This window comes from Streptococcus sp. SO2, assembly GCF_030440025.1.
The window spans coordinates 363046-389796 of record NZ_JAQFJH010000002.1 but is presented as its reverse complement, the minus strand read 5'-3'; the positions used below and the strand labels follow the sequence as shown (position 1 = coordinate 389796).

The window sequence follows — 26751 nt, the reverse complement described above, 5'->3', positions numbered from 1 at the left end:
TATGAAACAAAGTAAAATGCTAATCCCAACGCTTCGCGAAATGCCAAGCGATGCTCAAGTTATCAGCCACGCCCTTATGTTGCGTGCTGGTTATGTTCGTCAAGTTTCTGCCGGTGTATATTCTTACCTACCACTCGCTAACCGTGTGATTGAAAAGGCTAAGAATATCATGCGCCAAGAGTTTGATAAGATTGGTGCGGTGGAGATGTTGGCTCCTGCACTTCTCAGTGCCGATCTTTGGCGTGAATCAGGTCGTTATGAAACCTATGGTGAAGACCTTTATAAACTGAAAAACCGTGAAAAGTCAGACTTTATCTTAGGTCCGACACACGAAGAAACTTTTACAGCTATTGTTCGTGACTCTGTGAAATCTTACAAGCAATTGCCACTCAACCTTTACCAAATCCAACCGAAATACCGTGATGAAAAACGTCCACGTAACGGACTTCTCCGTACGCGTGAATTTATCATGAAAGACGGCTATAGTTTCCATGCTAATTACGATAGTTTGGATGTGACTTATGACGAGTACAAGGCAGCCTATGAACGTATCTTCACTCGTAGTGGTTTGGACTTCAAGGCCATCATCGGTGATGGTGGCGCCATGGGTGGTAAGGATAGCCAAGAATTTATGGCCATTACACCAGCTCGTACAGACCTTGACCGCTGGGTTGTCTTGGACAAGTCAGTTGCCTCATTTGATGAAATTCCTGCAGAAGTGCAAGAAGAAATCAAGACAGAATTGCTCAAATGGATGGTTTCTGGTGAAGACACCATTGCCTACTCAAGTGAGTCTAGCTATGCAGCTAACTTAGAAATGGCAACAAACGAGTACAAACCAAGCAACCGTGTCGTTACGGAAGAAGAAGTAACTCGAGTGGAAACACCAGGTGTTAAATCTATTGACGAAGTCGCAACCTTCCTTAACATCCCAGAAGAACAAACAATCAAAACCCTCTTCTACATGGCAGATGGTGAGCTTGTTGCAGCCCTTCTAGTTGGAAATGACCAACTCAATGAAGTTAAGTTGAAAAACCACTTGGGAGCAGATTTCTTTGACATTGCGAGCGAGGAAGAAGTAGCAAGTGCTGTTCAAGCCGGCTTTGGTTCACTTGGCCCAGTTGGTTTGCCAGAAAATGTGAAAATCATTGCAGACCGTAAGGTGCAAGATGTTCGCAATGCTGTTGTAGGGGCTAATGAAGATGGCTACCACTTGACGGGTGTGAATCCAGGTCGTGACTTTACTGCAGAATATGTAGATATCCGCGAAGTTCGTGAGGGTGAAATTTCCCCAGACGGACAAGGTGTCTTAAACTTCGCCCGTGGTATTGAGATCGGTCATATTTTCAAACTCGGAACTCGCTACTCAGCAAGTATGGGCGCAGATGTTTTGGACGAAAATGGCCGTGCTGTGCCAATAATCATGGGTTGTTACGGTATCGGTGTTAGCCGTCTCCTTTCAGCCGTTATGGAGCAACACGCTCGCCTCTTTGTCAATAAAACGCCAAAAGGCGAATACCGTTATGCTTGGGGAGTTAACTTCCCTAAAGAATTAGCACCATTTGATGTGCACTTGATTACTGTCAATGTCAAAGATGAAGAAGCGCAAGCCTTGACAGATAAACTTGAAGCAAGCTTGATGGGAGCTGGTTACGAAGTCTTGACAGACGACCGTAACGAACGTGTCGGAGTGAAGTTTAGCGATAGTGACTTGATTGGGTTGCCAATCCGTATTACTGTTGGGAAGAAAGCAGCTGACGGTATTGTAGAAGTTAAGATCAAGGCGACTGGTGACACCATCGAAGTTCATGCAGACAACTTGCTTGAAACGCTTGAAATCCTCAGCAAGAAATAAAAACTATAATCAGAAGAAAAACAAGGCAAAAATGTAACTAGTTTTTACCTTGTTTTTTCTATATAATGAGAGTGAAGAATACATCATCAAGTTAAGAGGTATAATAATGTTAAAATTTCCAAAGGATTTTGTCTGGGGTTCCTCTACTTCTGGACCACAGACAGAAGGTCGTGTACCTGGTGACGGCAAGGGATACAATCTCTGGGATTATTGGTTCCAAGTAGAGCCAAATCGTTACTACAATGGAATTGGACCTGATAAAACATCGACTTTTTACGAAAACTGGGAAAAGGATATTGAGCTTTTGGTAGAGACTGGGCATACAGCCTTCCGAACTTCTATCCAGTGGTCTCGTATTTTTCCGCAAGGTCGTGGAGAGATCAATCCGCAAGGGGTGGCTTTCTACCGTCAGGTTTTTGAGGCTATTAAGGCCAAGGGGATTCGTCTCTTAGTCAATCTCTATCACTTCGACCTGCCTTTTGCCCTTCAAGAAGCTGGTGATGGCTGGGAAAATAAGGCAACTGTCAAGGCTTATGAAGACTATGCTCGTTTTTGTTTTGAGACTTACGGTGACTTGGTAGACCAATGGATTACCTTTAATGAACCCATCGTCCCCGTAGAATTTGGTTATTTTTATGATGCCCATTATCCTCACAAGGTGGATGCCAAAGCAGCGGTTAAGGTTGCCTATCATACGCAACTGGCTAGTAGTCTTGCGGTTAAGGCCTGTCATGAGATTCTGCCTGGCTCTAAGATTGGAATTGTACTTAACTTGACACCAGCCTATCCACGTAGCCAGCATCCTGCGGATGTCAAGGCTGCGCGCATTGCCGACCTCTTCCAAGCTCAATCTTTCCTAGATCCGTCTGTCTTGGGAGCTTATCCAGAGGAATTGGTGGAAATTTTAGCTGAGCATGATTTGCTGCCAGAGTACACTGTTGAAGAGTTAGAACTCATTCGCGAGAACATAGTTGATTTCCTTGGAGTCAACTACTACCAACCTTTGCGCGTTATGGCGCCGCGTTTTGCTAAACATCCAGACAGTCCCCTCTTGCCAGAACATTTTTACGAGCCTTATATCATGCCGGGCCGTAAAATCAATCCTCACCGAGGTTGGGAAATCTACGAGCAGGGGATTTATGATATCGCTCAAAATATCAAAGAAAATTATGGTAATATTGAGTGGATGTTGACAGAGAATGGCATGGGTGTTGAAGGTGAGGATAAATTCCGTGAGAATGGCATGATTCAGGACGACTATCGTATCGACTTTGTCAAAGGACATCTGCGTGAACTTCACCGTGCCATTGAAGACGGAGCCAATTGTAAGGGTTACTTAATCTGGACCTTTATTGATTGCTGGTCATGGCTCAATAGCTATAAAAACCGCTACGGTCTAGTTGAGCTTGACTTGGAAACACAGGAACGTCGTCTAAAAAAATCAGGCCATTGGTTCAAGGAACTCAGCGACCATAATGGATTTTAAGAATAAAAAGAGTGAGATGGTGTTCATCTCACTTTTTATTACAATATCATCACCAAGGTCCCAATCGTAATCAGGATACAGCCAATAATTGTTTTAAACGTCAGGACATCCTGTAGGAAGAAAAAGGCTAGAACGAGGGTAATGACGAGACTGAATTTATCGACAGCAGATACCTCAGTCGCATTGCCCATCTGTAGGGCCTTGTAGTAGCAGAGCCAGGAGGCGCCAGTGGCTAAGCCTGATAAGATGAGAAAGAGCCAACTTTTTTTACTGATGTTGACAATTTCGGTCTGACTATTGGTCAAGAAAACCATAGCCCAGGCCATAAGAATGACGACGACTGTACGAATAGCAGTTGCTAGATTGGATGGAACTCCTTCAATCCCAATCTTGGCTAAAATTGACGTTAAGGCTGCAAAGATAGCTGATAAAAGTGCGAAGAAAAACCACATGGCGAATACCTCCTCCCCTTATTATAAGTAATTGATGCCGACTTGTCAGGTATCAAGTGAAATCTTGATAAAATACCAGATAGAAAAACTATACCAATTTTTATCCTTGACAAGTGAGAAAAACAAGTATATACTGTTTTTGCTGATTCCGTAAAGCGAGAATTAGACTATACCAATTTAAGGAGAAAGCACAGCTGGTCTGTGTCGTATATACTATGTGTGGAATTGTTGGTGTTGTTGGAAACACAAATGCAACTGATATTTTGATTCAAGGGCTTGAAAAGCTCGAATACCGTGGCTATGATTCTGCGGGGATTTTTGTCCTAGGTGGTGCTGAAAATCATCTAGTCAAGGCTGTCGGTCGTATCGCAGAATTGTCTGCCAAGACAGCTGGTGTTGAGGGAACAACAGGTATCGGACATACGCGTTGGGCGACTCACGGGAAACCAACGGAAGATAATGCTCACCCACACCGCTCTGAGACGGGACGTTTTGTCTTGGTGCACAATGGAGTGATTGAAAACTACCTTGAAATCAAGGAAGAATACCTTGCAGGTCACCACTTCAAGGGGCAAACCGATACGGAAATCGCTGTTCACTTGATTGGGAAATTTGCAGAAGAAGAAGGTCTCTCAGTTCTTGAAGCCTTCAAAAAAGCCCTTCACATCATTCGTGGTTCTTATGCCTTTGCCTTGATTGACTCTGAAAATCCAGATGTCATCTATGTCGCTAAGAACAAATCACCACTCTTGATTGGTCTTGGAGAAGGCTACAACATGGTCTGCTCAGATGCTATGGCTATGATTCGTGAGACCAACCAATACATGGAAATTCATGACCAAGAGTTGGTAATCGTCAAGGCTGATAGCGTCGAAGTTCAAGACTATGATGGTAACAGTCGTGAGCGTGCTAGCTATACTGCTGAGCTCGACTTGTCAGATATCGGTAAGGGGACTTATCCTTACTACATGCTCAAGGAAATTGATGAGCAACCAACGGTTATGCGTAAACTCATCCAAGCCTACACAGATGAGGCTGGTCAAGTAGTCGTTGACCCAGCTATCATCAAGGCTATTCAAGATGCAGACCGTATTTACATTCTTGCAGCTGGGACATCTTACCACGCAGGATTTGCTTCTAAAAAAATGCTGGAAGAATTGACAGATACACCTGTTGAACTTGGAATCTCATCTGAGTGGGGCTACGGTATGCCACTTCTCAGCAAGAAACCACTCTTTATCTTTATCAGTCAGTCTGGTGAAACAGCGGATAGCCGTCAGGTTTTGGTCAAGGCTAATGAAATGGGAATCCCAAGCTTGACAGTGACAAACGTCCCAGGTTCAACCCTTTCACGTGAAGCCAATCATACCATGCTTCTTCACGCAGGACCTGAAATTGCCGTGGCATCAACCAAGGCCTACACAGCGCAAATCGCAGCCCTTGCCTTCCTTGCAAAAGCAGTCGGAGAGGCAAACGGCAATGCCAAAGCGCAAGCCTTTGACCTGGTTCATGAGTTGTCAATCGTAGCTCAGTCTATCGAATCAACTCTTTCTGAAAAAGAAACCATTGATGCCAAGGTTCGTGACCTTCTTGAAACCACTCGCAATGCCTTTTACATTGGACGTGGTCAAGACTACTATGTAGCCATGGAAGCGAGCCTCAAACTCAAAGAGATTTCTTACATCCAGTGTGAAGGCTTTGCGGCAGGAGAACTCAAGCATGGAACCATTGCCTTGATTGAAGAAGGAACGCCTGTCTTGGCCCTCTTGTCAGATCCAATCCTTGCTAACCACACTCGTGGAAATATCCAAGAGGTTGCAGCCCGTGGTGCTAAGGTTCTCACTATCGCAGAAGAAAATGTTGCTAAAGAGACAGACGATATCGTCCTTACGACCGTCCACCCTTACCTCTCACCAATCTCAATGGTCGTACCAACGCAATTGGTCGCTTACTTTGCAACACTCCACCGTGGCCTTGATGTGGACAAACCACGTAACCTTGCTAAGTCAGTAACAGTAGAATAAGCTAAGAAAGTCTAGTTCATCTAGACTTTTTCTAATGAGCAAATTTATTGGAAATAAAACTAATTAGTGATAAAATACCCTAAAACTAAAAGAGATAGCGAGGAAACAGGATGGTAGAATTAGGAATTTCAACATTTGGTGAAACAACAGCTCTAGAAGCGACCGGGCAGATTTACAGTCATGATGAACGCATTCGTCAGTTGGTGGCAGAAATTGAGCTGGCTGATAAGGTTGGTTTGGATGTGTACGGGATTGGGGAGCATCATCGGGAGGACTTTGCGGTATCGGCGCCAGAGATTGTTCTTGCAGCTGGGGCAGTCAATACCAAAAAGATTCGTTTGACTAGTGCGGTCAGCATTCTCTCGAGTATGGATCCGATTCGCTTGTTCCAACAATATGCTACCATCGATGCCTTGTCAAATGGACGGGCAGAGATTATGGCTGGGCGTGGTTCATTTACCGAGTCTTTCCCACTGTTTGGCTATGACTTGAAAGACTATGAAACTCTCTTTGATGAAAAGTTAGATCTGCTTCAGTTGGCAAATGAAAGCACCAAAGTGAATTGGCAAGGTCAATTGACCCAAACGATTTCTGGCAAAGAAGTCTATCCCCGTCCTGTTCAGGACAAATTGCCATTGTGGGTGGCGACAGGTGGCCATGTCGAATCAACAGTGAAGATTGCTCGGGCAGGGCTGTCGATTGTCTATGCCATTATCGGTGGCAATCCGCGTTATTTTAAAAAGCTGATTCAAGCTTATCGTGAGATTGGAAGGGATGCCGGTCATGCGGATAAAGACCTGAAAGTGGGGGCTCATTCTTGGGGCTGGATTGCTGAGGATGGCGAACAGGCTGTAAAAGATTATTTCCATCCGACTAAGCAAGTGGTGGATGCGATTTCCAAGGACCGTCCACACTGGCAGGAGTTGACCTATGAGCAATATTTGGAGCAAGTTGGTCCAAATGGTGCCATGTTTGTGGGAAATCCAGACCAGGTAGCAGAAAAATTGATTCGCATGATTGAGGATTTAGGCTTGGACCGTTTCATGCTCCATCTACCGCTTGGTTCCATGCCTCATGATCAAGTTTTGAGAGCTATTGAACTTTTTGGAACGCAAGTCGCACCAAAAGTGCGTGCTTACTTTGCCATGAAAGAAGGGTTATAAAAAAATCCAATCAGTTGAGTCGATTGGTGAGGAACACCCATGGATTCAGCAACAGGTGGAAGTGGTACAAGCGATAGAGCATACTATCTAGTGGAATATATACTAGTTTATACCAAGTACAAGATAAAATAGCAAAAAAGGCGATTATCCAAGCGGAAATCGTCTTTTTTGATATTCTCACAAATACGATATCTTGTGGTTGGTGTAAACTGGTAGATAGTTCTCTTATTTTATTTATCAAAACCTTGTAAGTTTTTTTGGCGCTCTTCAGTTTGACCCTTGGCATCCAATTTATTACCATTGTAAACAGTACTTTCCCATGATCCGTACATTGGGTTAGGGAAAATGATGAATTTCTCACCAAACTCTTTTTGTAATTCCTCTAATTTTTGGTCGCGCTCAGTTTCAGAGGTCTTTGAAAACTCTGCAAAGTCCACAAGATTGTCTCCTAGTAGCATGACTAAGTTGGTTTTTTCTTGGACTGCTTGTCTACGACCTTCTTTAGATTTGACGCCTTTTTCTAAGAACATGAGATGATCGCGGCTTTGTACAGGGATTCCTTCATTTTCTAGGTTTTTGATCGTATCATCTACCTGATCTATCGTGCGGTCAGATACATAGTAAATTTGGACACCGTTTTTGTCTGCAAATTGGAGGAAGTCTTTAGCGCCTGGTACAGCCTTGGCTGCGGATTTTTTTACCCAGACATCCCAGTTTTCTGGGGTAAATGCTGTTCCGTCTTTGACATTTTGAGCTTGATAAGGGCTATTGTCTAATACGGTTTCGTCTAAGTCCAAAACGATAGAGTAGGGTTTATCTGTCTGTGTTTTTAGTAGTTCTTTCAAACGATCAGTAGCGACATTGTAACCTTGTAGATAGAGTGCCTTGGTCTCAGCTGCTTTTTGATACCAAAGAGTTGACATAGTATTTTCTCTTGAACGCAACTGATCATAGGTCATGGTAACCTGATTATCAGATGTACTGCTTTGTGTTGTCTGTGAATTTGCCGAATTTGTGCCACAGCCAGTCAGTAAAATGACGGAAGCAAGTGTAGAAGTAATTGTAATAGTAACTTTGGATATTTTCATAATCCCATCCTCCTAATAATAGTCTATTAATATTGTAGCGTTTTCATGGGATTTGTGCAAGGAAATATCGAGAGAAAAGAAATTTTTCAGTAGTAATTTGGTATTAGGATAAAATTATGTACTTAATTTGGGAATGAAGATGGATATAAAAATTTCCAATCGGCTTGATAGAAAATCTATATCAACTCCTTTTTGAAAAATAGATGAAAATAAAGTGAATCTTTGAAAGGCTAGTAACATCAAGCTTTTTAGGGATTTTTTTCTTTATAGATATAAAAATTTCCAATCGAGTTGATAGTCAATATATATTGGGAAAAGGGGAAAAGGAGTGGTAAGATGGTTTCAATCCAAATGGAAGGAGAGAGGTATGGCAAGTAAAAGAGAGCTAGTCTTTAGAGCGATTCGAGGCGATGAAGTGGAAAGAGTTCCTGTGGGATTTTGGTTTCATTTTGTAACACTCGAAGAAAAGGGGCAGGGATTAAATAATCCACGTATCTTTCAAAAAAGTGTTGACGGGCATCGTAACTATGTGGAAAGGATTCGCCCTGATTTTGTCAAAATTATGAGTGACGGTTTTTTCCTTTATCCAAGTAATGTTTATAGTCCTACGATTGCAAGCATTCAGGAGCTGACTTCTATTGAGTCGATTGGTGAGGAACACCCATGGATTCAGCAACAGGTGCAAGTGGTACAAGCGATTCGAGAGACCTTTACCGAAGAGATTGCTTCTTTCTACAGTATCTTTTCGCCTATCTCCTACCTCAAGCGCTGGTTCCGTACAGAAACTTCTCGAGGAGATAGGGAAGTGGCTGATCTGTTGCTTGAAAATCCTGAGCAATTCAGAGCGATTCTAGATGTGATTGCAGGAGATATTGCTATCCTAACTCAGAAAATCATCCAGCAAGGTGAAGTTGACGGGATTTACCTCAGCACTCAGGAAATTCAAGATGAGCGCATCACGCCAGCACTTTACCAAACCTATATCGAACCGAGCAATATAGCGATTTTGGAGGCAGCTAATCAGGTGGGTGGGACCAATATCCTTCATATCTGTGGTTTTGAAGGTGCGAGCAATAATGTGACGATATTTAAGGACTATCCAGCTCAAGTGGTCAACTGGGCGACTCATCATGAGGATGTTAGTTTGACACAGGGGCAAGAGTTGTTTCCAGGCAAGGCCGTTTTAGGTGGATTTGAAAATGGCAAGAAAAGTTTGCTTTATCAAGGTTCCAAGGTAGAATTGCAAAATGAAACAAGGCGGTTGCTGGCTGAAGCGGGTAGTAAAGGTGTTCTTCTGGGAGCTGACTGTACTGTTCCAGATGACTTTGACTTAGAGAGGTTGGACTGGATTCGGCAGGCAGCTGTTCTCTAAAAGGAGGAGCTATGAAAAGTAAAAGATGGGGCATCTTCATTGCAGTTGTCGGTTTGCTGGCTTTGGTTGCCATAAGCGTCGTAAAAAATCAGCACTGCAAAAATGGAGAGAGATGTCGTGGAGTTCAGGATTTTTCCAAGTCCAGTCTCCCCTTTCTACGCTCGAATGATATCGCAAGCAGTTTATTAGTTGAAAAAGTAAGAAATGGAGAATAAGAATGTCAGAAAAAAAAGAATGGGTTTTAAAAGCATTTAAAGGTGAAAAGGTTGATCGTGTGCCAGTTGGCTTTTGGCACCATTTCACATCCGAAGACGAATGGCTACACGGTTTCTCAAATCCAGTCATTATCGAGAAGAATATTGAGGGCCATAAGCGCTTTATCCGAGAAGTTCAGCCAGACTTTATCAAACTCATGAGTGATGGCTACTTTGCTTATCCAAATCCAGCGATTGCCAAAGACAAATCACTTCAAGAATTGGCAACCATTCAACCACTCGGACCAGATCATGCTTGGATAAAAGAGCAGGTGGACTTGGTTAAGAAAATCAAGCAAGAGTTTACAGAAGATATTGTTGCGATTTACAATATTTTTGCTCCTGTGACCTATCTCAAGTGGTTGCTTGGGGAAGTGTCTGGTGGAGATGACCTCATTGCAGATTTTCTGGTGGAAGATCCTGAAGCTCTGAAGAAGGTGTTGGATGTGATTGCAGAGGATATTGCGAGTCTCAGCCGAGCTGTTATCGAAGAGGCTGGTGATGATGGAATCTACCTCAGCGTGCAGAGTATCCAAGATCAACGAGTGTCGGCAGCAGAGTATCAAGCCGTCATTGCCCCTAGCGAGATATCGGTTCTGGAAGCAGCTAGTGCTGTTGGTGGCGTCACAGTTCTTCATATCTGTGGCTACGAGGGGGCGCGAAATGATATTCACCTTTTTGCAGACTATCCAGCCCAAGTCTTTAACTGGGCTGTAGGACCGGAGGGAATCACTCTCAAGGAAGGTCGTGAGATTTTCAAGGGACGTACGGTTCTTGGAGGATTCGAAAATGGCAAGACGGGCTTACTGTATACTGGTAGCAAGGATGCCATTCAGGCTGAGGCAAAGAAACTAGTTGCAGAAGCTGGGGAACAGGGCTTGGTACTTGGGGCAGATTGTACCATTCCAAGTGATATCGCAGTTGAACGTATCCAGTGGGTTAGAGAAGCGCTTGAAAACTAAAGGAGAAAAAGATGAGTAAAAAAGCATGGATTATCGGTGGTGTAGCAGTGGTTGCAGTAATTGGGGCAACGATTATCGGGAGAAGTTTAGCTGGTGCTCCAGCCAAGGAGGGAGAAACGGCTTCGTCTGCTGAAGTCATAACCTTGAAGGTTGCCCATACACAAAATTATGTACCTTATGACTTTGTCAATGAAAAAGGGGAATCAGATGGTTATGAAGTAGCTGTTTTGAAGGCTGTTGATGAGAAGTTGGCAAACTATCAATTTGAATATACGGGTACCAGTGATGACGACCTTTTGATTGGTCTGGAATCAGGCAAGTATGACATCGGAACCAAGGGAGCTTGGTACACAGAAGAACGAGCTAAAAAGTTTGTCATTCCATCTGAACCAGTCGGAGCGAGCATCATTGGATTTACTGTCAGAAAAGAAGATGAACAGAAATACAAAACCATTGATGACTTTGCTAAGAATAAAGGGAAATTGGTTCCCATCTCTCCACAGAATGCTCAATGGAATGTTATCACCAGCTACAATGAAAAACATCAGGATGCACCGATTGAGCTAACAGCAGCTGAATCCTTTAAAGTGGCAGATGCCTATGCCTGGGTCTTAGAAGGACGTTATGACGCCTTCTTTGATATCAAACTGTCCTTTGAAAAAGCAGTTACCGCAGAAGATGGCCCTTACCACCAATATGCGGATAAACTCAGCTGGTTCCCATACAAGGGTATTCCAACTTATCCCTTGATTCACCGTGATGAAAAGGGTGAGAAATTCGCTAAAGAATATGAAAAAGCAATCAAAGAGTTGAAGGAAGATGGCACGCTTGCTAAGCTATCTCAGCAATACTTTAAAGAAGATGTCTTTAGTTACGTAGACAAAGACTAGACCAGAAATTCCAAGACTAGAAAGGGTTTTGCATGGTTTCTTATGATTTTTCCAAGGTCTTTCAGTTTTTGCCAACCTTATGGCAGGCACTTCCTATGACCTTGTCCATTCTCTTTTTTACCACTCTTCTTGGTTCCCTTTTTGGAGGTCTCTTGGCCTGGGCACAAGTAGGAGAAGACAAGAGTTTTGCAGCGATTTCCAAAGGCTATATCTTTACCCTTCGTTGTACACCACCGATTGTCTTGCTTTTTCTAGTCTTTTATGGCTTGCCAGAATTTCTGAAATGGTGGCTTGGTTTAGATATCAACAACTGGTCTAAAACTATTTTTGTTCTCCTGACGATGATTCTCCTGTTTGCAGCTATTGTTGCCGAGGTTTTCAAGGCGGCCTATCAAGCTATTCCAAAGGGGCAGACAGAGGCCGGGCTTAGTATTGGTTTGACTCCAAGTCAGACTTTTTGGAGAATCATTTTTCCCCAAGCTTTTCAAGTTGCTCTTCCCAATATAACGACCGCTATACTCAATCTCATGCGAGATGCTGCCTTGGCTTATACGATTGGTTTCGTTGATGTTATGGGAGCGGGGAATCTCTTGATTAGTCGCAATTTAGGGAACTACTCTCTGGAAACCTATACGGCAGTTGCGCTTCTTTACTGGGGGATTGCCTTGGTTATTTCTAGCTTGAGTCGTTTGCTTGAGAAGTCTTTGGAAACAAAAGGGAGGTAAGAAATGGATATAGACTATATTGTAAAGACCTTTCTGGAGACCTTGAAGGGTGTGCCAATCACCTTGATTATCATGATTGTGGCTATGGTCTTAAGCTTTTTACCAGCTCTATTTTTAGCCTTAGGGCAGATCTATAAGGTTCGAGGGGTGAGGAGTTTTTCTCTGGTCTATCTGGCTTTTATCCGAGCGACTCCACCGATTTTATTGATTCTCTTCTTTTATAGTTTGTTTCCAAGTTTGCTGAATCAATTTCTCAAAAGCATAGGAAGTGACTTTGATATTTTCAAGCTTGATCCTCTCTACTATGCTTTTATCATTTATAGTTTGATGACAGTCGGGAGTTTGTCGGAGATTTTGCGTTCAGCTATCTTGACGGTGGACAAGGGACAACTAGAGGCGGCGCATGCGATTGGGCTGACTACGACTCAGGCTTATCTAAGGATTGTTTTTCCACAAGCCTTGCGCTCAGCCTTGCCTAACTTGGCCAATCTGGTGATCAATATCGTCAAAGGGACCTCCCTGGTCTTTGTTATGACTATCAAGGACATCACCGCTATTGCTCGTGTAGAAGCGTCCTACGGTTACCAGTATTTTGAGTCTTATTTTGTGATCTTTTTGCAGTATATTTTGATCTGTGGTTTGATTCAGTGGGGCTTCTCCCTACTGGAAAAAGGCTATGTGAAAAAAGAAAAAAGTGCAAAAGCATCTAGCGCGCGTTTCGTATAGGAGGACAGGATGTTACAAGTAGAACATATCGCAAAAACATTTGGTGAGAGGCAGGTCTTGGAGGATGTCAATCTTCAGGTTAACCAAGGGGATGTCGTCGTTATTTTAGGACCATCAGGTTCGGGGAAAACGACCTTTCTCCGTTGTCTTAATCACTTAGAAAAAGCTGACAGTGGCCGTTTGACCTTGGCAGGAAAGACCTATGACTTATCCAAATTGAGCAAGAAAGACATTCTAGAAATTCGCCAAAAAACAGCCTTTGTTTTCCAACACTACAATCTCTTTGCAAACAAAACTGCTCTGGAAAATATTCTAGAAGGCCTAATCGTGGCTCGTAAAGTTCCCAAGGAAGAAGCGCTCAAACGTGCAGAATCTGCCTTGGAAAAAGTTGGTTTACTGGCCTACAAAGACTACTACCCTTCACAACTATCTGGAGGGCAACAACAACGAATAGGAATTGCGCGTGCTATTGCCGTCAAACCCGAGGTCATTTTGCTAGATGAACCAACATCAGCACTAGACCCTGAGTTGGTTGGAGATGTTTTGGATGTTCTGAAACAGTTGGCGGGAGAAGGTGTGACCATGGTGGTCGTCACGCATGAGATGGGATTTGCTAGAGATGTCGCCAACCACGTTATTTTCATGGATGGAGGCCGTATCGTAGAGGAGAACAATCCCCACGATTTCTTTAGTCGTCCACAAGAAGAACGAACCAAGCAGTTTCTGGCTCGTATCTTATCAGACGCTAGCTATAGTGTAGAATATATGATTTGATAGCTAAGTGTATCATAAAAACAACACCCCATGACTAGAAGATTCTTCTAATCATAGGGTGTTTTTCTATAGGAGGGCTAGGTTATACTCTTCGAAAATCTCTTTAAACCTCGTCAGCTTCGCCTTATCTACAACCTCAAACCAGTGTTTTGAGCAGCCTGCGGCTAGCTTCCTAGTTTACCCTTTGATTTTCATTGAGTGTTATTTCTTTTTCTTGTTCTTTATCAACCATCCAAGTCCGAGAAGGGCAAGGATGCTGAATCCAGCAAGGGCAAGGAGGGATTTGCTCTCAGTTCCTGTGTTTGGAAGGAGGTTCTGAGAGTGAGCCTCTGCAGCAGTTTCTTGAGTTTCAGGATTGGCTGCTAGGTTTTGAGCTTGACCTTGTTCTGGTTCGACTTCCAAGCTAGAAAGGTCAAATTCTGGTTTTTCTTCCACAGCTGGAGCGACAATGGCACCACCTTGAGACAAGCGGAGAACGACAGCAGTGAGAGCGTTCAATTTCAAGCCTTTTTCAGTCCATTCGAGACCTTGAGGGTTAGCAATTCCTACTGGTCCTGCTTGGTTTTCATCTGCGAGAACTTCGGCCTTTCTCAAGTGAGCAAAGGCAGTTCCTAGAGTAAATTCACGAGCCTTATCATCCGCATTGACAAAGACAGCGTAGATATCTCCATTTGGAGCGGTGATTTGGTAGCCGATGGTCACATCTTCTTTTTCAACGCCATTTTGTCCTGGAACAGTAATGAGGTGGACGCGCTCTTTGATGTCTTGCAGACTCTTGAGTCGGAAGGCATCTGTCGATTGACGAAGGGCGATCAATCCTTTCATGTAGTCACGACTCTTGACATTTTCAGGATATGCTTTGCCATCTGTAGCCTTGGTCCAGTCAAACTTGTTGACAGCATCACTAGAGTCATAAGAGTCATGGATAAAGTAAGGATAGACAAATGGCTTGCCGTCTTTGTCACGTAACAAGTGAGACTTGTTTGGAACCTTATCTTCAGGAACAGGAGTCTTATAGGCTGGATCAAGGAATTGTTTGGTACGTCCGTATTCCTGACCAGAGTGGATAAAGGGAGTTCCTTGAGCAGTCAAGACCATGAGGTTTCCAAGTCGCAAACGGCGATGGATTTCAGCATAGTTCTCAGCCTTGCTTGGGTCTTTTTTGATAGACTGGGCAATGATGTCAAAGAGGGTCAAGTTATCATGGGCTGCGATATACTGGATAACATCTCCAGGGTTGTCTGCTTCAAAGTTAGTTGGTTGAGCAATCAGATTTTTAAAGATGGTATTGATATCGCGTTTTCCACCTGTGATAAAGGCAGGTTGACCTTCGTTTGGATAGCCAGACTTGAGGTTGTTACGGATGTCGTCTGAAAAGACAGCGACAGTATCTGTTTTCTTCATCCAATCTTGGTCGGCAGGTTGTACAGGCGTATTTTCATCACCAGCATAGGTTCTCCAACCTTCGCCTAGCATGATAAGATTTGGATTGAGGGCGCGTGCAGCTTTGTACGCTTCTTCGATAGAAGCCGCATCGTGGTCACCCATCATATCAAAGCGGAAACCATCTACTTTGTAGGTTTCAACCAGATACTTGATGGAGTCTACCAAGACACGTTTAGACATGTAGTGGGTAGTTCCCAAACGGCCGCCTCCGAAGCTGGTACGAGGAGTTCCGTCTGCATCCATAAAGTGATAGTAGTTTGGCTCAATATCTTCAAAAATGTCAACCTTTGCAGTATGGTTGTAGACCACGTCCAGGATAGCACCCATGCCACGTTTGTGGATTTCGTTGATGAGGTTTTTGAATTCGGCAATACGTTTTTCTGGATCCTTAGGATTCCTTGAGTACATACCAGTCAAGGAGAAGTAGTTTTGAGGGTCATATCCCCAGTTGTAGTTGCTGTTGCTTGAAGCGTAGGCAGACAAACGTTCATGGTTTTTCAATTCATTGACAAAGTAGTAAGACAAGACTGGAAGGAGCTGGATGTGGGTCACACCCAAGTCTTTGAGATAGTCCAGTTTTTCGATAAAGGCTTCAAAGGTACCAAATGGCTTGGTCAAGTCTTTTGCGATCGCAGGATCCGAAGTGAAGTCACGTACATGAGCTTCATAGATAACGGCATCTTCACGTGATTTGAAGTTACGAATCTTTCCATAGGTCAAGTCTTGCGGACCTAACTTCGCTGGATCGACAAAGGCAGCTTTAGCGACCTTATGAGCGGCATCTGTTTTTGCTAGGTCACTGTTCCAAGCCGCTAATGATTTGGCATAAGGGTCAAGAACGAGGACAGTTTTACCTTGGCGCTCGATCTGGTAGTGGTAGTAATAGCCAGTGTAGTTGCTGATACCGAGACCAGAGTTTGCATCCAGAGTTTGTTTCCAGGTTCCTTTTTCTCCTTTTTCAAGGGCGACAGTTCCAACTACCTTTTCAGGGTCTTTCTTGTCATAGACAACAACGGAAACCTTATCAGCACTTGGAGACCAGAGCGTGAGGTCAACACGCTTGCCATCTTCTTTTAGAGTTGCGCCGAGTGGACCATCGTAACTGTAGGACTCATCCTTGAGGCGCCAGCTTGAACGTGTGGTAAAGCGGTCTGAATTGTAGCTGACAGTGTACGGGTGTTGAGTGTCAGAGAAGTCGCCGATGTAGGTCACTTTTTTACCTGCCTCATCCACTTCCACGTCTGTGATAGCTACTTTATTCCCTAGGTAATCAGTGATGCTGGAGTGTTTGAGGATATCGTCTTTCTTAGCTCCAACGAGGGTAGAAAAACTGCTTTCGATACGAGATTTAGCCACGTGTTGGGCACCAGTCATACGGATATCGTGAACGTAGTAGGGGTTGGTGTAGATGGTTTCGTCATCATCTTTGAGGAAAATCTGACTGTGATTTTTTAGATCAGTGAATTTATAATCCTCTTTTCTGATTTTCACATCATCGCCTTTCTTGCCTTCGTCTAGTAATAAAAATCCAAATTCTCTTGCAGCTTCATTGAGTGGAATATCAATGTAACGACCATATTTTCCAGTTGCAGTAAAGTCTGTCCCGTCAGGCCATTCTCCACTGCTTGGATTCTTGACATCGCCCCAATACCAGAGAGATTTTTTGTCATAGTTTCCGTCGGTACGGTAGTAGTTGACACGGACAGTTCCTGCTGGCTGAGGACGGTAGTTGTATACCTTATAGTTTTCATCTAGCCAAGCTTCATTCATTTTTGGAGAAAGGCGCTCTACGGAACGGTCTCCAGTAAGGTTATCTCCTTTGGAGTTGTTGATGAGGAAGCTGATCTTCTTGGCTTGCTCATTCTTGAGTTTGACGTCTAGGTAATAGCCGTAGTCATCTTGCTTGGCATCCTTGAAGGACTTGGCTCCATTGGGCCAGTTTTCAGACGGCTTTTCAACATCATCCCAAGTCCAAAGACCTTGAGAATCTTTGTTTTCTTCAGGGAGTTTTTTTACATGGATGCGGAAGTGGTTGTCTGCGATTGGTTCTTCAGAAGATGTGTCTGCTTGTGGTTTTTGATCTGAAGTTGGTGTCGAAGTGCTGGCATCTACTTTCTCTTCCTTGCTGTTAGTCTGGCTTGTAGTAGCATCTTCTGTTTTAGATGTTTCGGGTGCTGTAGTAGTTTCCACAGCCGTAGTAGTTTCCGCAACTGTAGCTTCCTTTTTAGAATCAAGGGAAGCGTTTGCATTCTTTTGTTCAGAAATAGGCGTTTCCTTTTGAGTTTGACTCGTTTCAGTCTCAGTAGGGGCCTTGGTCACAGCGCTGGTATTTTCCTGAGTTTGAGGAAGGTTTTCGTTGGCCGAAATAGTTGGCATTGTAGCAGAAAGCAAGACAATGCTGGCACCAATAAGGACAGAACCGGTTCCGTTCTTCAAGGAACGGATACCATAAATCATTTTTTTCTCAGTTTGAGATGGGATCTTTTTCATCACAATTCTCCTTGTGTAGTTGTTCCCTAACAGTATAGCACGAGGTAAACATTAGTGCAAGCGTTTTCCTGACTTTTAAGAGAAAATATAATGCTTCATTTTCTTGAAATTTTAAAATAATATATAGGAAAAGATTGTTTAAAAAATAGTAAAAAAACCTTGAAAAATCTAGCTAAATAAGGTATAATATGAGTAATCATTTGTCGTAGGTTTTGTCTGAAATATTGTCCAGACAAGGCTCACAGCAGTTAAATCTTCTGAAAAAGTCAGATTTAGCTGCTCTTTTTGTGCTTTTTTTCAGGTTTTTGAGTGCTTGTAACAAAGATTTAAAGATTCTGAAAATTCGTCAAAGGGACACGGTGATAGGGGTTTTTAAAACCATATGACGATTAGAAAAGCCTGATTGACAAGGCTTGGAATTTATTTACAAAGGAGAATCATCTTGGCAGGACATGACGTTCAATACGGGAAACATCGTACCCGTCGTAGTTTTTCAAGAATCAAAGAAGTTCTTGACTTACCAAATTTGATTGAAATTCAAACGGATTCATTCAAAGATTTCCTAGATCACGGTCTTAAGGAAGTATTTGAAGATGTATTGCCAATTTCAAACTTCACAGACACAATGGAGTTGGAATTTGTTGGCTATGAAATCAAGGAACCAAAATATACGCTAGAAGAAGCTCGTATCCACGATGCTAGCTACTCAGCACCAATTTTTGTAACCTTCCGCTTGATCAATAAAGAAACAGGCGAAATCAAGACCCAAGAAGTCTTCTTTGGTGATTTCCCAATCATGACCGAAATGGGTACTTTCATCATCAACGGTGGTGAACGTATTATCGTTTCTCAGTTGGTCCGCTCACCAGGTGTTTACTTTAATGATAAAGTAGACAAGAACGGTAAAGTAGGCTACGGCTCAACTGTTATCCCTAACCGTGGAGCTTGGTTGGAACTTGAAAGCGACTCAAAAGACATCGCTTATACTCGTATCGACCGTACTCGTAAGATTCCATTTACGACCTTGGTTCGTGCACTTGGTTTCTCAGGTGATGATGAAATCTTTGATATCTTCGGTGACAGCGAATTGGTTCGCAATACTGTTGAAAAAGATATCCACAAGAATCCAATGGACTCTCGTACAGACGAAGCTTTGAAAGAAATTTATGAACGCCTTCGTCCAGGTGAGCCTAAGACTGCTGAAAGCTCACGTAGCTTGCTTGTGGCACGTTTCTTCGACCCACGCCGCTACGATTTGGCAGCAGTTGGTCGTTACAAGATCAATAAAAAACTCAACGTTAAAACACGCTTGCTCAACCAAACCATTGCGGAGCCATTGGTAGACCCTGAAACTGGTGAAATCTTGGTAGAAGCTGGTACCGTTATGACTCGTAGCGTGATCGAGAGTATCGAGCACCACTTGGATGGCGACTTGAACAAGATCGTTTATATTCCGAACGATGCAGCTGTTTTGACAGAACCAGTTGTCCTTCAAAAATTCAAGGTTGTTGCCCCAACGGATCCAGACCGTGTTGTAACCATCATCGGAAATGCCAATCCAGACGACAAGGTTCGTGTTGTAACTCCTGCGGATATCCTTGCAGAGATGAGCTACTTCCTTAACTTGGCAGAAGGTATCGGACGTGTGGATGATATCGACCACCTTGGAAACCGTCGTATCCGTGCAGTTGGTGAATTGCTTGCTAACCAAGTTCGTCTTGGACTTTCTCGTATGGAACGTAATGTCCGTGAACGCATGTCTGTTCAGGACAACGAAGTCTTGACACCACAACAAATTATCAACATCCGTCCTGTAACAGCTGCGGTTAAAGAATTCTTTGGTTCATCACAGTTGTCACAGTTCATGGACCAACACAACCCGCTTTCTGAGTTGTCTCACAAACGTCGTTTGTCAGCCTTAGGACCTGGTGGTTTGACACGTGACCGTGCTGGATATGAAGTTCGTGACGTGCACTATACTCACTATGGTCGTATGTGCCCAATCGAGACACCTGAAGGACCTAACATCGGTTTGATCAATAACTTGTCATCATATGGTCACTTGAATAAGTATGGATTTGTTCAAACTCCATACCGTAAGGTTGACCGTGAAACAGGTGTAGTCACAAACGAAATCGTTTGGCTGACAGCCGATGAAGAAGATGAATATACTGTAGCGCAGGCTAACTCTCGCCTCAACGAAGACGGTACTTTTGCTGAGAAAGTTGTCATGGGACGTCACCAAGGGGTCAACCAAGAGTATCCAGCAGAAGTCGTTGACTACATGGACGTGTCACCAAAACAGGTAGTTGCCGTTGCGACTGCATGTATTCCTTTCTTGGAAAACGATGACTCCAACCGTGCCCTCATGGGTGCCAACATGCAACGTCAGGCTGTGCCATTGATTGATCCAAAAGCACCTTACGTTGGTACTGGTATGGAATACCAAGCAGCTCATGACTCTGGTGCTGCTGTGATTGCTCAGTATGGTGGTAAAGTTACTTACGCAGATGCTGACAAGGTAGAAGTTCGTCGTGAAGATGGTTCACTAGATGTTTACCACATCCAAAAATTCCGTCGTTCAAACTCAGGTACTGCATACAACCAACGGACTCTCGTAAAAGTTGGTGATGTTGTTGAAAAAGGCGACTTTATCGCTGACGGACCTTCTATGGAAAAAGGGGAAATGGCGCTTGGACAAAACCCAATCGTTGCCTACATGACATGGGAAGGTTACAACTTCGAGGATGCCGTTATCATGAGCGAACGCTTGGTCAAAGACGATGTTTATACATCTGTCCACCTCGAGGAATACGAATCAGAAACGCGCGATACAAAGCTTGGGCCTGAAGAAATTACTCGTGAAATTCCAAACGTTGGTGAAGATGCTCTTAAAGACCTTGACGAAATGGGTATTATCCGTATCGGTGCTGAGGTTAAAGAAGGGGACATCCTTGTAGGTAAAGTCACACCTAAGGGTGAGAAAGACCTCTCAGCTGAAGAACGTCTCTTGCATGCTATCTTCGGAGACAAGTCTCGTGAAGTGCGTGATACCTCGCTTCGTGTACCTCACGGTGCCGATGGTGTTGTTCGTGATGTTAAGATCTTTACACGTTCAAATGGAGATGAGTTGCAATCAGGCGTTAACATGCTGGTTCGCGTCTACATTGCTCAAAAACGTAAAATCAAGGTCGGAGATAAGATGGCCGGACGTCACGGAAACAAAGGGGTTGTCTCTCGTATCGTTCCTGTAGAAGATATGCCTTACCTTCCAGACGGAACTCCAGTCGATATCATGTTGAACCCACTTGGGGTGCCATCGCGTATGAATATCGGTCAGGTTATGGAGCTCCACCTTGGTATGGCGGCTCGTACTCTTGGTATCCACATCGCAACACCAGTCTTTGACGGAGCAAGTTCGGAAGACCTTTGGGACACTGTTAAAGAAGCAGGTATGGACAGTGATGCCAAGACAATCCTTTACGATGGACGTACAGGTGAGCCGTTTGACAACCGTGTATCAGTTGGTGTCATGTACATGATCAAACTCCACCACATGGTTGATGATAAATTGCACGCTCGTTCAGTGGGACCATACTCAACCGTTACCCAACAACCACTCGGAGGTAAAGCTCAGTTTGGTGGGCAACGTTTCGGTGAGATGGAAGTTTGGGCTCTTGAAGCCTACGGTGCGTCAAATGTCCTTCAAGAAATCTTGACTTACAAGTCTGACGATATCAACGGACGTTTGAAAGCTTATGAAGCTATTACAAAAGGAAAACCAATTCCAAAACCAGGTGTTCCAGAATCCTTCCGAGTTCTTGTCAAAGAATTGCAATCTCTTGGTCTTGACATGCGTGTTCTTGACGAAGATGACCAAGAAGTGGAACTTCGCGACTTGGATGAAGGAATGGACGAAGATGTCATCCACGTAGATGACCTTGAAAAAGCCCGCGAAAAAGCAGCCCAAGAGGCTAAAGCAGCCTTTGAAGCTGAAGAAGCTGAGAAAGCAACAAAAGCGGAAGCAACAGAAGAAGCTGCTGAACAAGAATAAGCAGTTCACTTAGAATAGAAAGGGAAGAAATAGTGGTTGATGTAAATCGTTTTAAAAGTATGCAAATCACCCTAGCTTCTCCAAGCAAAGTCCGTTCATGGTCTTATGGAGAAGTCAAAAAACCTGAAACAATCAATTACCGTACCTTGAAACCAGAACGTGAAGGACTCTTTGACGAAGTCATCTTTGGTCCTACAAAGGACTGGGAATGTGCTTGTGGGAAGTACAAACGCATTCGTTACAGAGGGATTGTTTGTGACCGCTGTGGGGTTGAAGTAACGCGTACGAAAGTTCGTCGTGAGCGTATGGGGCACATCGAGTTGAAAGCTCCTGTATCTCACATCTGGTATTTCAAGGGGATTCCAAGCCGTATGGGCTTGACCCTTGATATGAGTCCTCGTGCCCTCGAAGAAGTTATCTACTTTGCGGCTTATGTGGTGATTGATCCGAAGGATACACCACTTGAGCACAAGTCTATCATGACAGAGCGCGAATACCGTGAGCGCTTGCGTGAGTATGGTTATGGTTCATTCGTTGCCAAGATGGGTGCCGAAGCCATCCAAGACCTTTTGAAACAAGTAGATCTTGAAAAAGAAATTGCAGAACTCAAAGAAGAGTTGAAAACAGCTACTGGACAAAAACGTGTCAAAGCCATCCGTCGTTTGGATGTTTTGGATGCCTTTTACAAGTCTGGAAATAAACCTGAATGGATGATTCTCAACATCCTTCCGGTTATTCCACCAGACCTTCGTCCAATGTTGCAGTTGGATGGTGGCCGTTTTGCCTCATCTGACTTGAACGACCTTTACCGCCGTGTTATCAACCGTAACAACCGTTTGGCTCGTTTGCTTGAGTTGAATGCACCAGGTATCATCGTTCAAAATGAGAAGCGTATGCTTCAAGAAGCGGTTGACGCTTTGATTGACAACGGTCGTCGTGGTCGTCCAATCACAGGACCAGGTAGCCGTCCACTGAAATCATTGAGCCACATGCTTAAAGGGAAACAAGGACGCTTCCGTCAAAACTTGCTCGGTAAACGTGTTGACTTCTCAGGACGTTCCGTTATCGCCGTTGGTCCAACTCTTAAGATGTACCAATGTGGTGTGCCACGTGAAATGGCGATCGAGCTCTTTAAACCATTCGTCATGCGCGAAATCGTTGCCCGTGACATCGTGCAAAACGTTAAGGCAGCTAAACGCTTGGTGGAACGTGGAGACGAACGTATCTGGGATATCCTTGAAGAAGTAATCAAAGAACACCCAGTTCTTTTGAACCGCGCACCGACCCTTCACCGTTTGGGTATCCAAGCCTTCGAGCCAGTCTTGATTGATGGTAAGGCCCTTCGCTTACACCCGCTTGTCTGTGAAGCCTACAATGCCGACTTTGACGGGGACCAAATGGCCATTCACGTACCGCTTTCAGAAGAAGCTCAAGCAGAAGCTCGTATCTTGATGTTGGCTGCTGAGCATATCTTGAACCCGAAAGATGGTAAACCAGTTGTTACTCCATCTCAGGACATGGTTTTGGGTAACTACTACTTGACCATGGAAGAAGCTGGTCGTGAAGGGGAAGGAATGGTCTTCAAAGACCGTGACGAAGCGGTTATGGCTTACCGCAATGGTTATGTTCACCTCCACTCACGTGTAGGTATCGCGACAGATAGTCTTAACAAACCATGGACTGAAGAGCAAAAACACAAGGTCTTGCTGACAACAGTTGGTAAAATCCTCTTCAATGACATCATGCCAGAGGGGCTGCCTTACTTGCAAGAACCAACAAATGCCAACTTAACAGAAGGTGTTCCAGCTAAATACTTCTTGCCACTAGGTGGAGATATCAAGGAAGCAATCAGCAATCTTGAACTCAACCCTCCATTCAAGAAGAAAAATCTTGGGAATATCATCGCTGAAATCTTCAAACGTTTCCGTACGACAGAAACTTCTGCCCTACTTGACCGCATGAAGAACCTCGGTTACCACCACTCAACTCTTGCAGGTTTGACAGTGGGTATTGCCGATATCCCAGTTGTTGAAGACAAGGCTGAAATCATCGAAGAATCACACAAACGTGTAGAACAAATCACCAAACAATTCCGTCGTGGTATGATCACAGACGACGAGCGCTACAACGCTGTTACAGCTGAATGGCGTGCAGCCCGTGAAAAATTGGAGAAACGTTTGGTTGCCAACCAAGATCCTAAGAACCCAATCGTTATGATGATGGACTCTGGAGCCCGTGGTAACATCTCAAACTTCTCACAGCTTGCCGGTATGCGTGGTCTGATGGCCGCTCCGAACGGACGTATCATGGAATTGCCAATCCTTTCAAACTTCCGCGAAGGTTTGTCAGTACTCGAAATGTTCTTCTCAACTCACGGTGCCCGTAAAGGTATGACCGATACGGCCCTTAAGACAGCCGACTCAGGTTACTTGACTCGTCGTTTGGTTGACGTTGCCCAAGATGTGATCATCCGTGAGGACGACTGTGGAACAGACCGTGGTCTCTTGATCCGTTCTATCGCAGAAGGAAAAGAGATGATCGAGTCTCTCGAAGAACGCCTCAACGGTCGTTACACTAAGAAAACTGTTAAACATCCAGAAACTGGTGCAGTGATCATCGGTCCAAATGAGTTGATTACAGAAGACAAGGCGCGTGAAATTGTCAATGCTGGTGTGGAAGAAGTGACTATCCGTTCCGTATTTACATGTAACACTCGTCATGGTGTCTGCCGTCACTGTTACGGTATCAACTTGGCGACTGGTGATGCGGTTGAAGTTGGTGAAGCAGTTGGTACAATCGCTGCCCAATCTATCGGGGAACCTGGTACACAGCTTACAATGCGTACCTTCCACACGGGTGGGGTTGCCTCAAATACCGATATCACTCAGGGTCTTCCTCGTGTCCAAGAAATCTTTGAAGCCCGCAATCCTAAAGGGGAAGCGGTCATCACAGAGGTCAAAGGACAAGTTACAGCTATCGAAGAAGACGCGTCAACTCGTACCAAGAAAGTCTTCGTTAAGGGTGAAACTGGAGAAGGCGAATACGTGGTACCATTTACAGCCCGTATGCGCGTCGAAGTTGGAGACCAAGTCTCTCGCGGTGCGGCATTGACAGAAGGTTCTATCCAACCGAAACGTCTCCTCGCTGTTCGTGATGTCTTGTCAGTTGAAACCTACCTTCTCGGTGAAGTACAAAAAGTTTACCGCAGCCAAGGGGTAGAAATCGGTGACAAACACATCGAGGTAATGGTTCGTCAAATGATCCGTAAAGTTCGTGTCATGGATCCAGGTGACACAGATCTTCTTATGGGTACTCTCATGGACATCAACGACTTTACAGATGCCAACAAGGATGTTCTTATCGCAGGTGGAGTTCCAGCGACTGGTCGCCCAGTTCTTATGGGAATCACCAAAGCCTCACTTGAAACCAATAGTTTCTTGTCAGCGGCTTCCTTCCAGGAAACAACTCGTGTCCTTACAGATGCAGCCATCCGTGGTAAGAAAGATCATCTCCTTGGACTCAAGGAAAATGTTATCATCGGTAAGATCATCCCAGCTGGTACTGGTATGGCTCGCTACCGTAACCTTGAACCACAAGCCATCAATGAAGCAGAATATCTGGCTCCAGAACAAGAAGAGGCAGAACTTGCTCCTGTAGAGGAAGTTGTGGAAATCCAAGTTGAAGAAACAGTAGAATAAAAGCAAACAAGAGAACCTTTGGGTTCTCTTTGCTTTGTTTCAGAAAATTTTCCCACTTTTTCATAAAGTATGGTAGAATAGAAGAACTAAAATGCCAAGGAGGTGTCCGTATGGAACAAACATTCTTTATCATTAAGCCAGATGGTGTGAAAAGAGGGCTGATTGGCGAAATTCTGCAAAGAATGGAACAACGAGGTTTCAAACTCGAAAAATTAGAGTTGCGTTCAGCAGTTTCAGAAGATTTGATTGACCAACACTATCAAGACTTGGTTGAAAAAAGTTTTTATCCTCCTATCCGTCAGTTTATGACTTCAGGACCAGTAGTGGTGGGCATTCTATCAGGTCCGAAAGTGATTGAAACTTGGCGGACTATGATGGGGGCTACTCGTCCAGAAGAAGCCTTGCCTGGAACTATCCGAGGAGATTTTGCTAAAGCAGCAGGAGACAATCAAGCCATTCAAAATGTGGTTCACGGATCTGATTCGGAAGCTTCTGCCAAACGAGAAATTGCTCTCTGGTTTAAGGATTAGACCGGTAAAAGAACAGTTCTGTGCACAACAGAACTGTTTTTTGGGCAGTTGAGCATAAAAAAAGAACACTTGAGAGGGCATTCTTCATTTCACACTCCTTACAGGGTATAATCCCTTATATGGAGGGACAAGAAATGATAAAATCAATTCGCCTATTATTGTTGGCTGCGGTCATCCAGATTAGTTTTGCTAGTTGTCTATTATGGAAAGAATCCTTTTTATCGTTGAAGCAGACCAATGCTTATTTTTTGATTTTTCTAGTAGGAATTTCTGTTTTTTGTGCTGTGATAAATTATTTTCATACAGCAGACCAGTCAAAGCACAGTATTTTACATGTTCAAAAGAAAGTGAGTCTTATTTATGGTCTCCTTTTAGCAGTCAATCTTCTGGCAACCTGTTTGGTTCTCTCAGAAAGTATCCAAACCACTAGCAGGCTGCAACAGGAACTGGTTGACCTCTTTTTACCCTCCTTCTTTTTCTTGCTAGGAGTAGATCTATTGATTTTCTTACCTTTTGATAAAATTTTTCGCGATATAGAAAATCACCTCAATAAAAAGAAAACAGTCGTCATTTCCGTTCTAGCTACGATGGTTTTCTTGAGGAATCCCTTAGTGATTTCCTCGATTTTCTTTTATATCAGTGTTGGTTTTCTATGCGCACGTTTCCTTTTTCCCAAATGTATCCAAAGGGAAATCTCCTTTTATGGGCACCTGATTCGGGATATCCTGTTTGTTTTTTCAATAGTTGTATTCTTTTAAGTGG

General features: G+C 43.9%; 18 protein-coding genes. 15 read left to right on the top strand and 3 right to left on the bottom strand.

Features of this window, described 5'->3' with window-relative positions:
• The first annotated feature begins 1 nt into the window (after position 1).
• On the top strand, positions 2-1855 hold the full coding sequence (locus tag PCY17_RS04185) for a proline--tRNA ligase (protein WP_000814031.1): 1854 nt from the start codon (positions 2-4) through the stop codon (positions 1853-1855).
• A 106-nt stretch (positions 1856-1961) separates the two neighbouring features.
• Positions 1962-3341, top strand: a complete 1380-nt coding sequence (locus tag PCY17_RS04180) for a glycoside hydrolase family 1 protein (protein ID WP_000911363.1) — start codon at positions 1962-1964, stop codon at positions 3339-3341.
• A 38-nt stretch (positions 3342-3379) separates the two neighbouring features.
• On the opposite strand, the gene PCY17_RS04175 is transcribed toward PCY17_RS04180, so the two are convergent.
• Positions 3380-3793, bottom strand: coding sequence for an EamA family transporter (locus tag PCY17_RS04175; protein ID WP_000264204.1), 414 nt, complete (start codon positions 3791-3793; stop codon positions 3380-3382).
• A 215-nt stretch (positions 3794-4008) separates the two neighbouring features.
• Between PCY17_RS04175 and glmS the strand changes: the two genes are divergently transcribed.
• Together glmS and PCY17_RS04165 are read left to right on the top strand one after the other, a co-directional pair.
• Positions 4009-5817 carry a glutamine--fructose-6-phosphate transaminase (isomerizing) gene (glmS, locus tag PCY17_RS04170; RefSeq protein ID WP_042902946.1) on the top strand — a complete coding sequence of 603 codons (1809 nt, stop codon included), beginning with the start codon at positions 4009-4011 and terminating at the stop codon, positions 5815-5817.
• Between the two features lie 110 nt (positions 5818-5927).
• A complete protein-coding gene (locus PCY17_RS04165) occupies positions 5928-6980 on the top strand; it encodes an LLM class flavin-dependent oxidoreductase (protein WP_042902945.1) in 1053 nt (350 codons plus the stop codon).
• A gap of 230 nt (positions 6981-7210) precedes the next feature.
• Here the strand turns inward: PCY17_RS04165 and PCY17_RS04160 are convergent, their stop codons facing one another.
• Positions 7211-8068, bottom strand: a complete 858-nt coding sequence (locus PCY17_RS04160; RefSeq protein WP_042902944.1) for a 5'-nucleotidase, lipoprotein e(P4) family — start codon at positions 8066-8068, stop codon at positions 7211-7213.
• A 367-nt stretch (positions 8069-8435) separates the two neighbouring features.
• Here PCY17_RS04160 and PCY17_RS04155 point away from each other — a divergent pair, with 367 nt between their 5' ends.
• From PCY17_RS04155 to PCY17_RS04125, 7 genes are read left to right on the top strand one after another with little or no spacing between them, the layout of a single operon-like run.
• Positions 8436-9440, top strand: coding sequence for a uroporphyrinogen decarboxylase family protein (locus PCY17_RS04155; protein WP_084945083.1), 1005 nt, complete (start codon positions 8436-8438; stop codon positions 9438-9440).
• 11 nt (positions 9441-9451) lie between these two features.
• Entirely contained in the window at positions 9452-9655 is a 204-nt protein-coding gene (locus PCY17_RS04150) for a hypothetical protein (RefSeq protein WP_000837741.1), read from the top strand.
• Positions 9656-9657: 2 nt separating this feature from the next.
• A complete protein-coding gene (locus PCY17_RS04145; protein WP_084945084.1) occupies positions 9658-10656 on the top strand; it encodes a uroporphyrinogen decarboxylase family protein in 999 nt (332 codons plus the stop codon).
• Positions 10657-10667: 11 nt separating this feature from the next.
• Positions 10668-11546: a transporter substrate-binding domain-containing protein gene (locus PCY17_RS04140; protein WP_049520823.1), complete on the top strand. Its 879-nt coding sequence runs from the start codon at positions 10668-10670 to the stop codon at positions 11544-11546.
• A 32-nt stretch (positions 11547-11578) separates the two neighbouring features.
• On the top strand, positions 11579-12271 hold the full coding sequence (locus PCY17_RS04135; protein ID WP_000255460.1) for an amino acid ABC transporter permease: 693 nt from the start codon (positions 11579-11581) through the stop codon (positions 12269-12271).
• 3 nt (positions 12272-12274) lie between these two features.
• Positions 12275-12997: an amino acid ABC transporter permease gene (locus tag PCY17_RS04130; RefSeq protein WP_000350563.1), complete on the top strand. Its 723-nt coding sequence runs from the start codon at positions 12275-12277 to the stop codon at positions 12995-12997.
• A gap of 9 nt (positions 12998-13006) precedes the next feature.
• On the top strand, positions 13007-13771 hold the full coding sequence (locus PCY17_RS04125) for an amino acid ABC transporter ATP-binding protein (protein ID WP_000942256.1): 765 nt from the start codon (positions 13007-13009) through the stop codon (positions 13769-13771).
• 201 nt (positions 13772-13972) lie between these two features.
• Here the strand turns inward: PCY17_RS04125 and PCY17_RS04120 are convergent, their stop codons facing one another.
• A complete protein-coding gene (locus tag PCY17_RS04120; protein WP_301391970.1) occupies positions 13973-17707 on the bottom strand; it encodes a pullulanase in 3735 nt (1244 codons plus the stop codon).
• Between the two features lie 442 nt (positions 17708-18149).
• Here PCY17_RS04120 and rpoB point away from each other — a divergent pair, with 442 nt between their 5' ends.
• From rpoB to PCY17_RS04100, 4 genes are all read left to right on the top strand, one after another.
• Complete coding sequence (gene rpoB / locus PCY17_RS04115; protein ID WP_301391969.1) at positions 18150-21761, top strand: DNA-directed RNA polymerase subunit beta; 3612 nt, start codon at positions 18150-18152, stop codon at positions 21759-21761.
• A 32-nt stretch (positions 21762-21793) separates the two neighbouring features.
• The gene (gene rpoC, locus PCY17_RS04110) at positions 21794-25459 is read left to right on the top strand and encodes a DNA-directed RNA polymerase subunit beta' (protein ID WP_000228753.1); all 3666 of its coding nucleotides are present in this window, start codon (positions 21794-21796) and stop codon (positions 25457-25459) included.
• A gap of 110 nt (positions 25460-25569) precedes the next feature.
• Positions 25570-25989: a nucleoside-diphosphate kinase gene (ndk, locus tag PCY17_RS04105; RefSeq protein WP_049519195.1), complete on the top strand. Its 420-nt coding sequence runs from the start codon at positions 25570-25572 to the stop codon at positions 25987-25989.
• 134 nt (positions 25990-26123) lie between these two features.
• The gene (locus PCY17_RS04100; RefSeq protein ID WP_049519194.1) at positions 26124-26747 is read left to right on the top strand and encodes a hypothetical protein; all 624 of its coding nucleotides are present in this window, start codon (positions 26124-26126) and stop codon (positions 26745-26747) included.
• The last annotated feature ends 4 nt before the right edge of the window (positions 26748-26751 follow it).

Coding starts and splice junctions, on each gene's coding strand:
- PCY17_RS04130 (WP_000350563.1), top strand. CDS start 12,275: ATGGATATAGACTATATTGTAAAGACCTTTCTGGAGACCTTGAAGGGT.
- PCY17_RS04165 (WP_042902945.1), top strand. CDS start 5,928: ATGGTAGAATTAGGAATTTCAACATTTGGTGAAACAACAGCTCTAGAA.
- PCY17_RS04175 (WP_000264204.1), bottom strand. CDS start 3,793: ATGTGGTTTTTCTTCGCACTTTTATCAGCTATCTTTGCAGCCTTAACG.
- PCY17_RS04185 (WP_000814031.1), top strand. CDS start 2: ATGAAACAAAGTAAAATGCTAATCCCAACGCTTCGCGAAATGCCAAGC.
- PCY17_RS04120 (WP_301391970.1), bottom strand. CDS start 17,707: ATGAAAAAGATCCCATCTCAAACTGAGAAAAAAATGATTTATGGTATC.
- PCY17_RS04155 (WP_084945083.1), top strand. CDS start 8,436: ATGGCAAGTAAAAGAGAGCTAGTCTTTAGAGCGATTCGAGGCGATGAA.
- glmS (WP_042902946.1), top strand. CDS start 4,009: ATGTGTGGAATTGTTGGTGTTGTTGGAAACACAAATGCAACTGATATT.
- PCY17_RS04100 (WP_049519194.1), top strand. CDS start 26,124: ATGATAAAATCAATTCGCCTATTATTGTTGGCTGCGGTCATCCAGATT.
- PCY17_RS04180 (WP_000911363.1), top strand. CDS start 1,962: ATGTTAAAATTTCCAAAGGATTTTGTCTGGGGTTCCTCTACTTCTGGA.
- PCY17_RS04145 (WP_084945084.1), top strand. CDS start 9,658: ATGTCAGAAAAAAAAGAATGGGTTTTAAAAGCATTTAAAGGTGAAAAG.
- PCY17_RS04160 (WP_042902944.1), bottom strand. CDS start 8,068: ATGAAAATATCCAAAGTTACTATTACAATTACTTCTACACTTGCTTCC.
- PCY17_RS04150 (WP_000837741.1), top strand. CDS start 9,452: ATGAAAAGTAAAAGATGGGGCATCTTCATTGCAGTTGTCGGTTTGCTG.
- PCY17_RS04135 (WP_000255460.1), top strand. CDS start 11,579: ATGGTTTCTTATGATTTTTCCAAGGTCTTTCAGTTTTTGCCAACCTTA.
- PCY17_RS04140 (WP_049520823.1), top strand. CDS start 10,668: ATGAGTAAAAAAGCATGGATTATCGGTGGTGTAGCAGTGGTTGCAGTA.
- PCY17_RS04125 (WP_000942256.1), top strand. CDS start 13,007: ATGTTACAAGTAGAACATATCGCAAAAACATTTGGTGAGAGGCAGGTC.
- ndk (WP_049519195.1), top strand. CDS start 25,570: ATGGAACAAACATTCTTTATCATTAAGCCAGATGGTGTGAAAAGAGGG.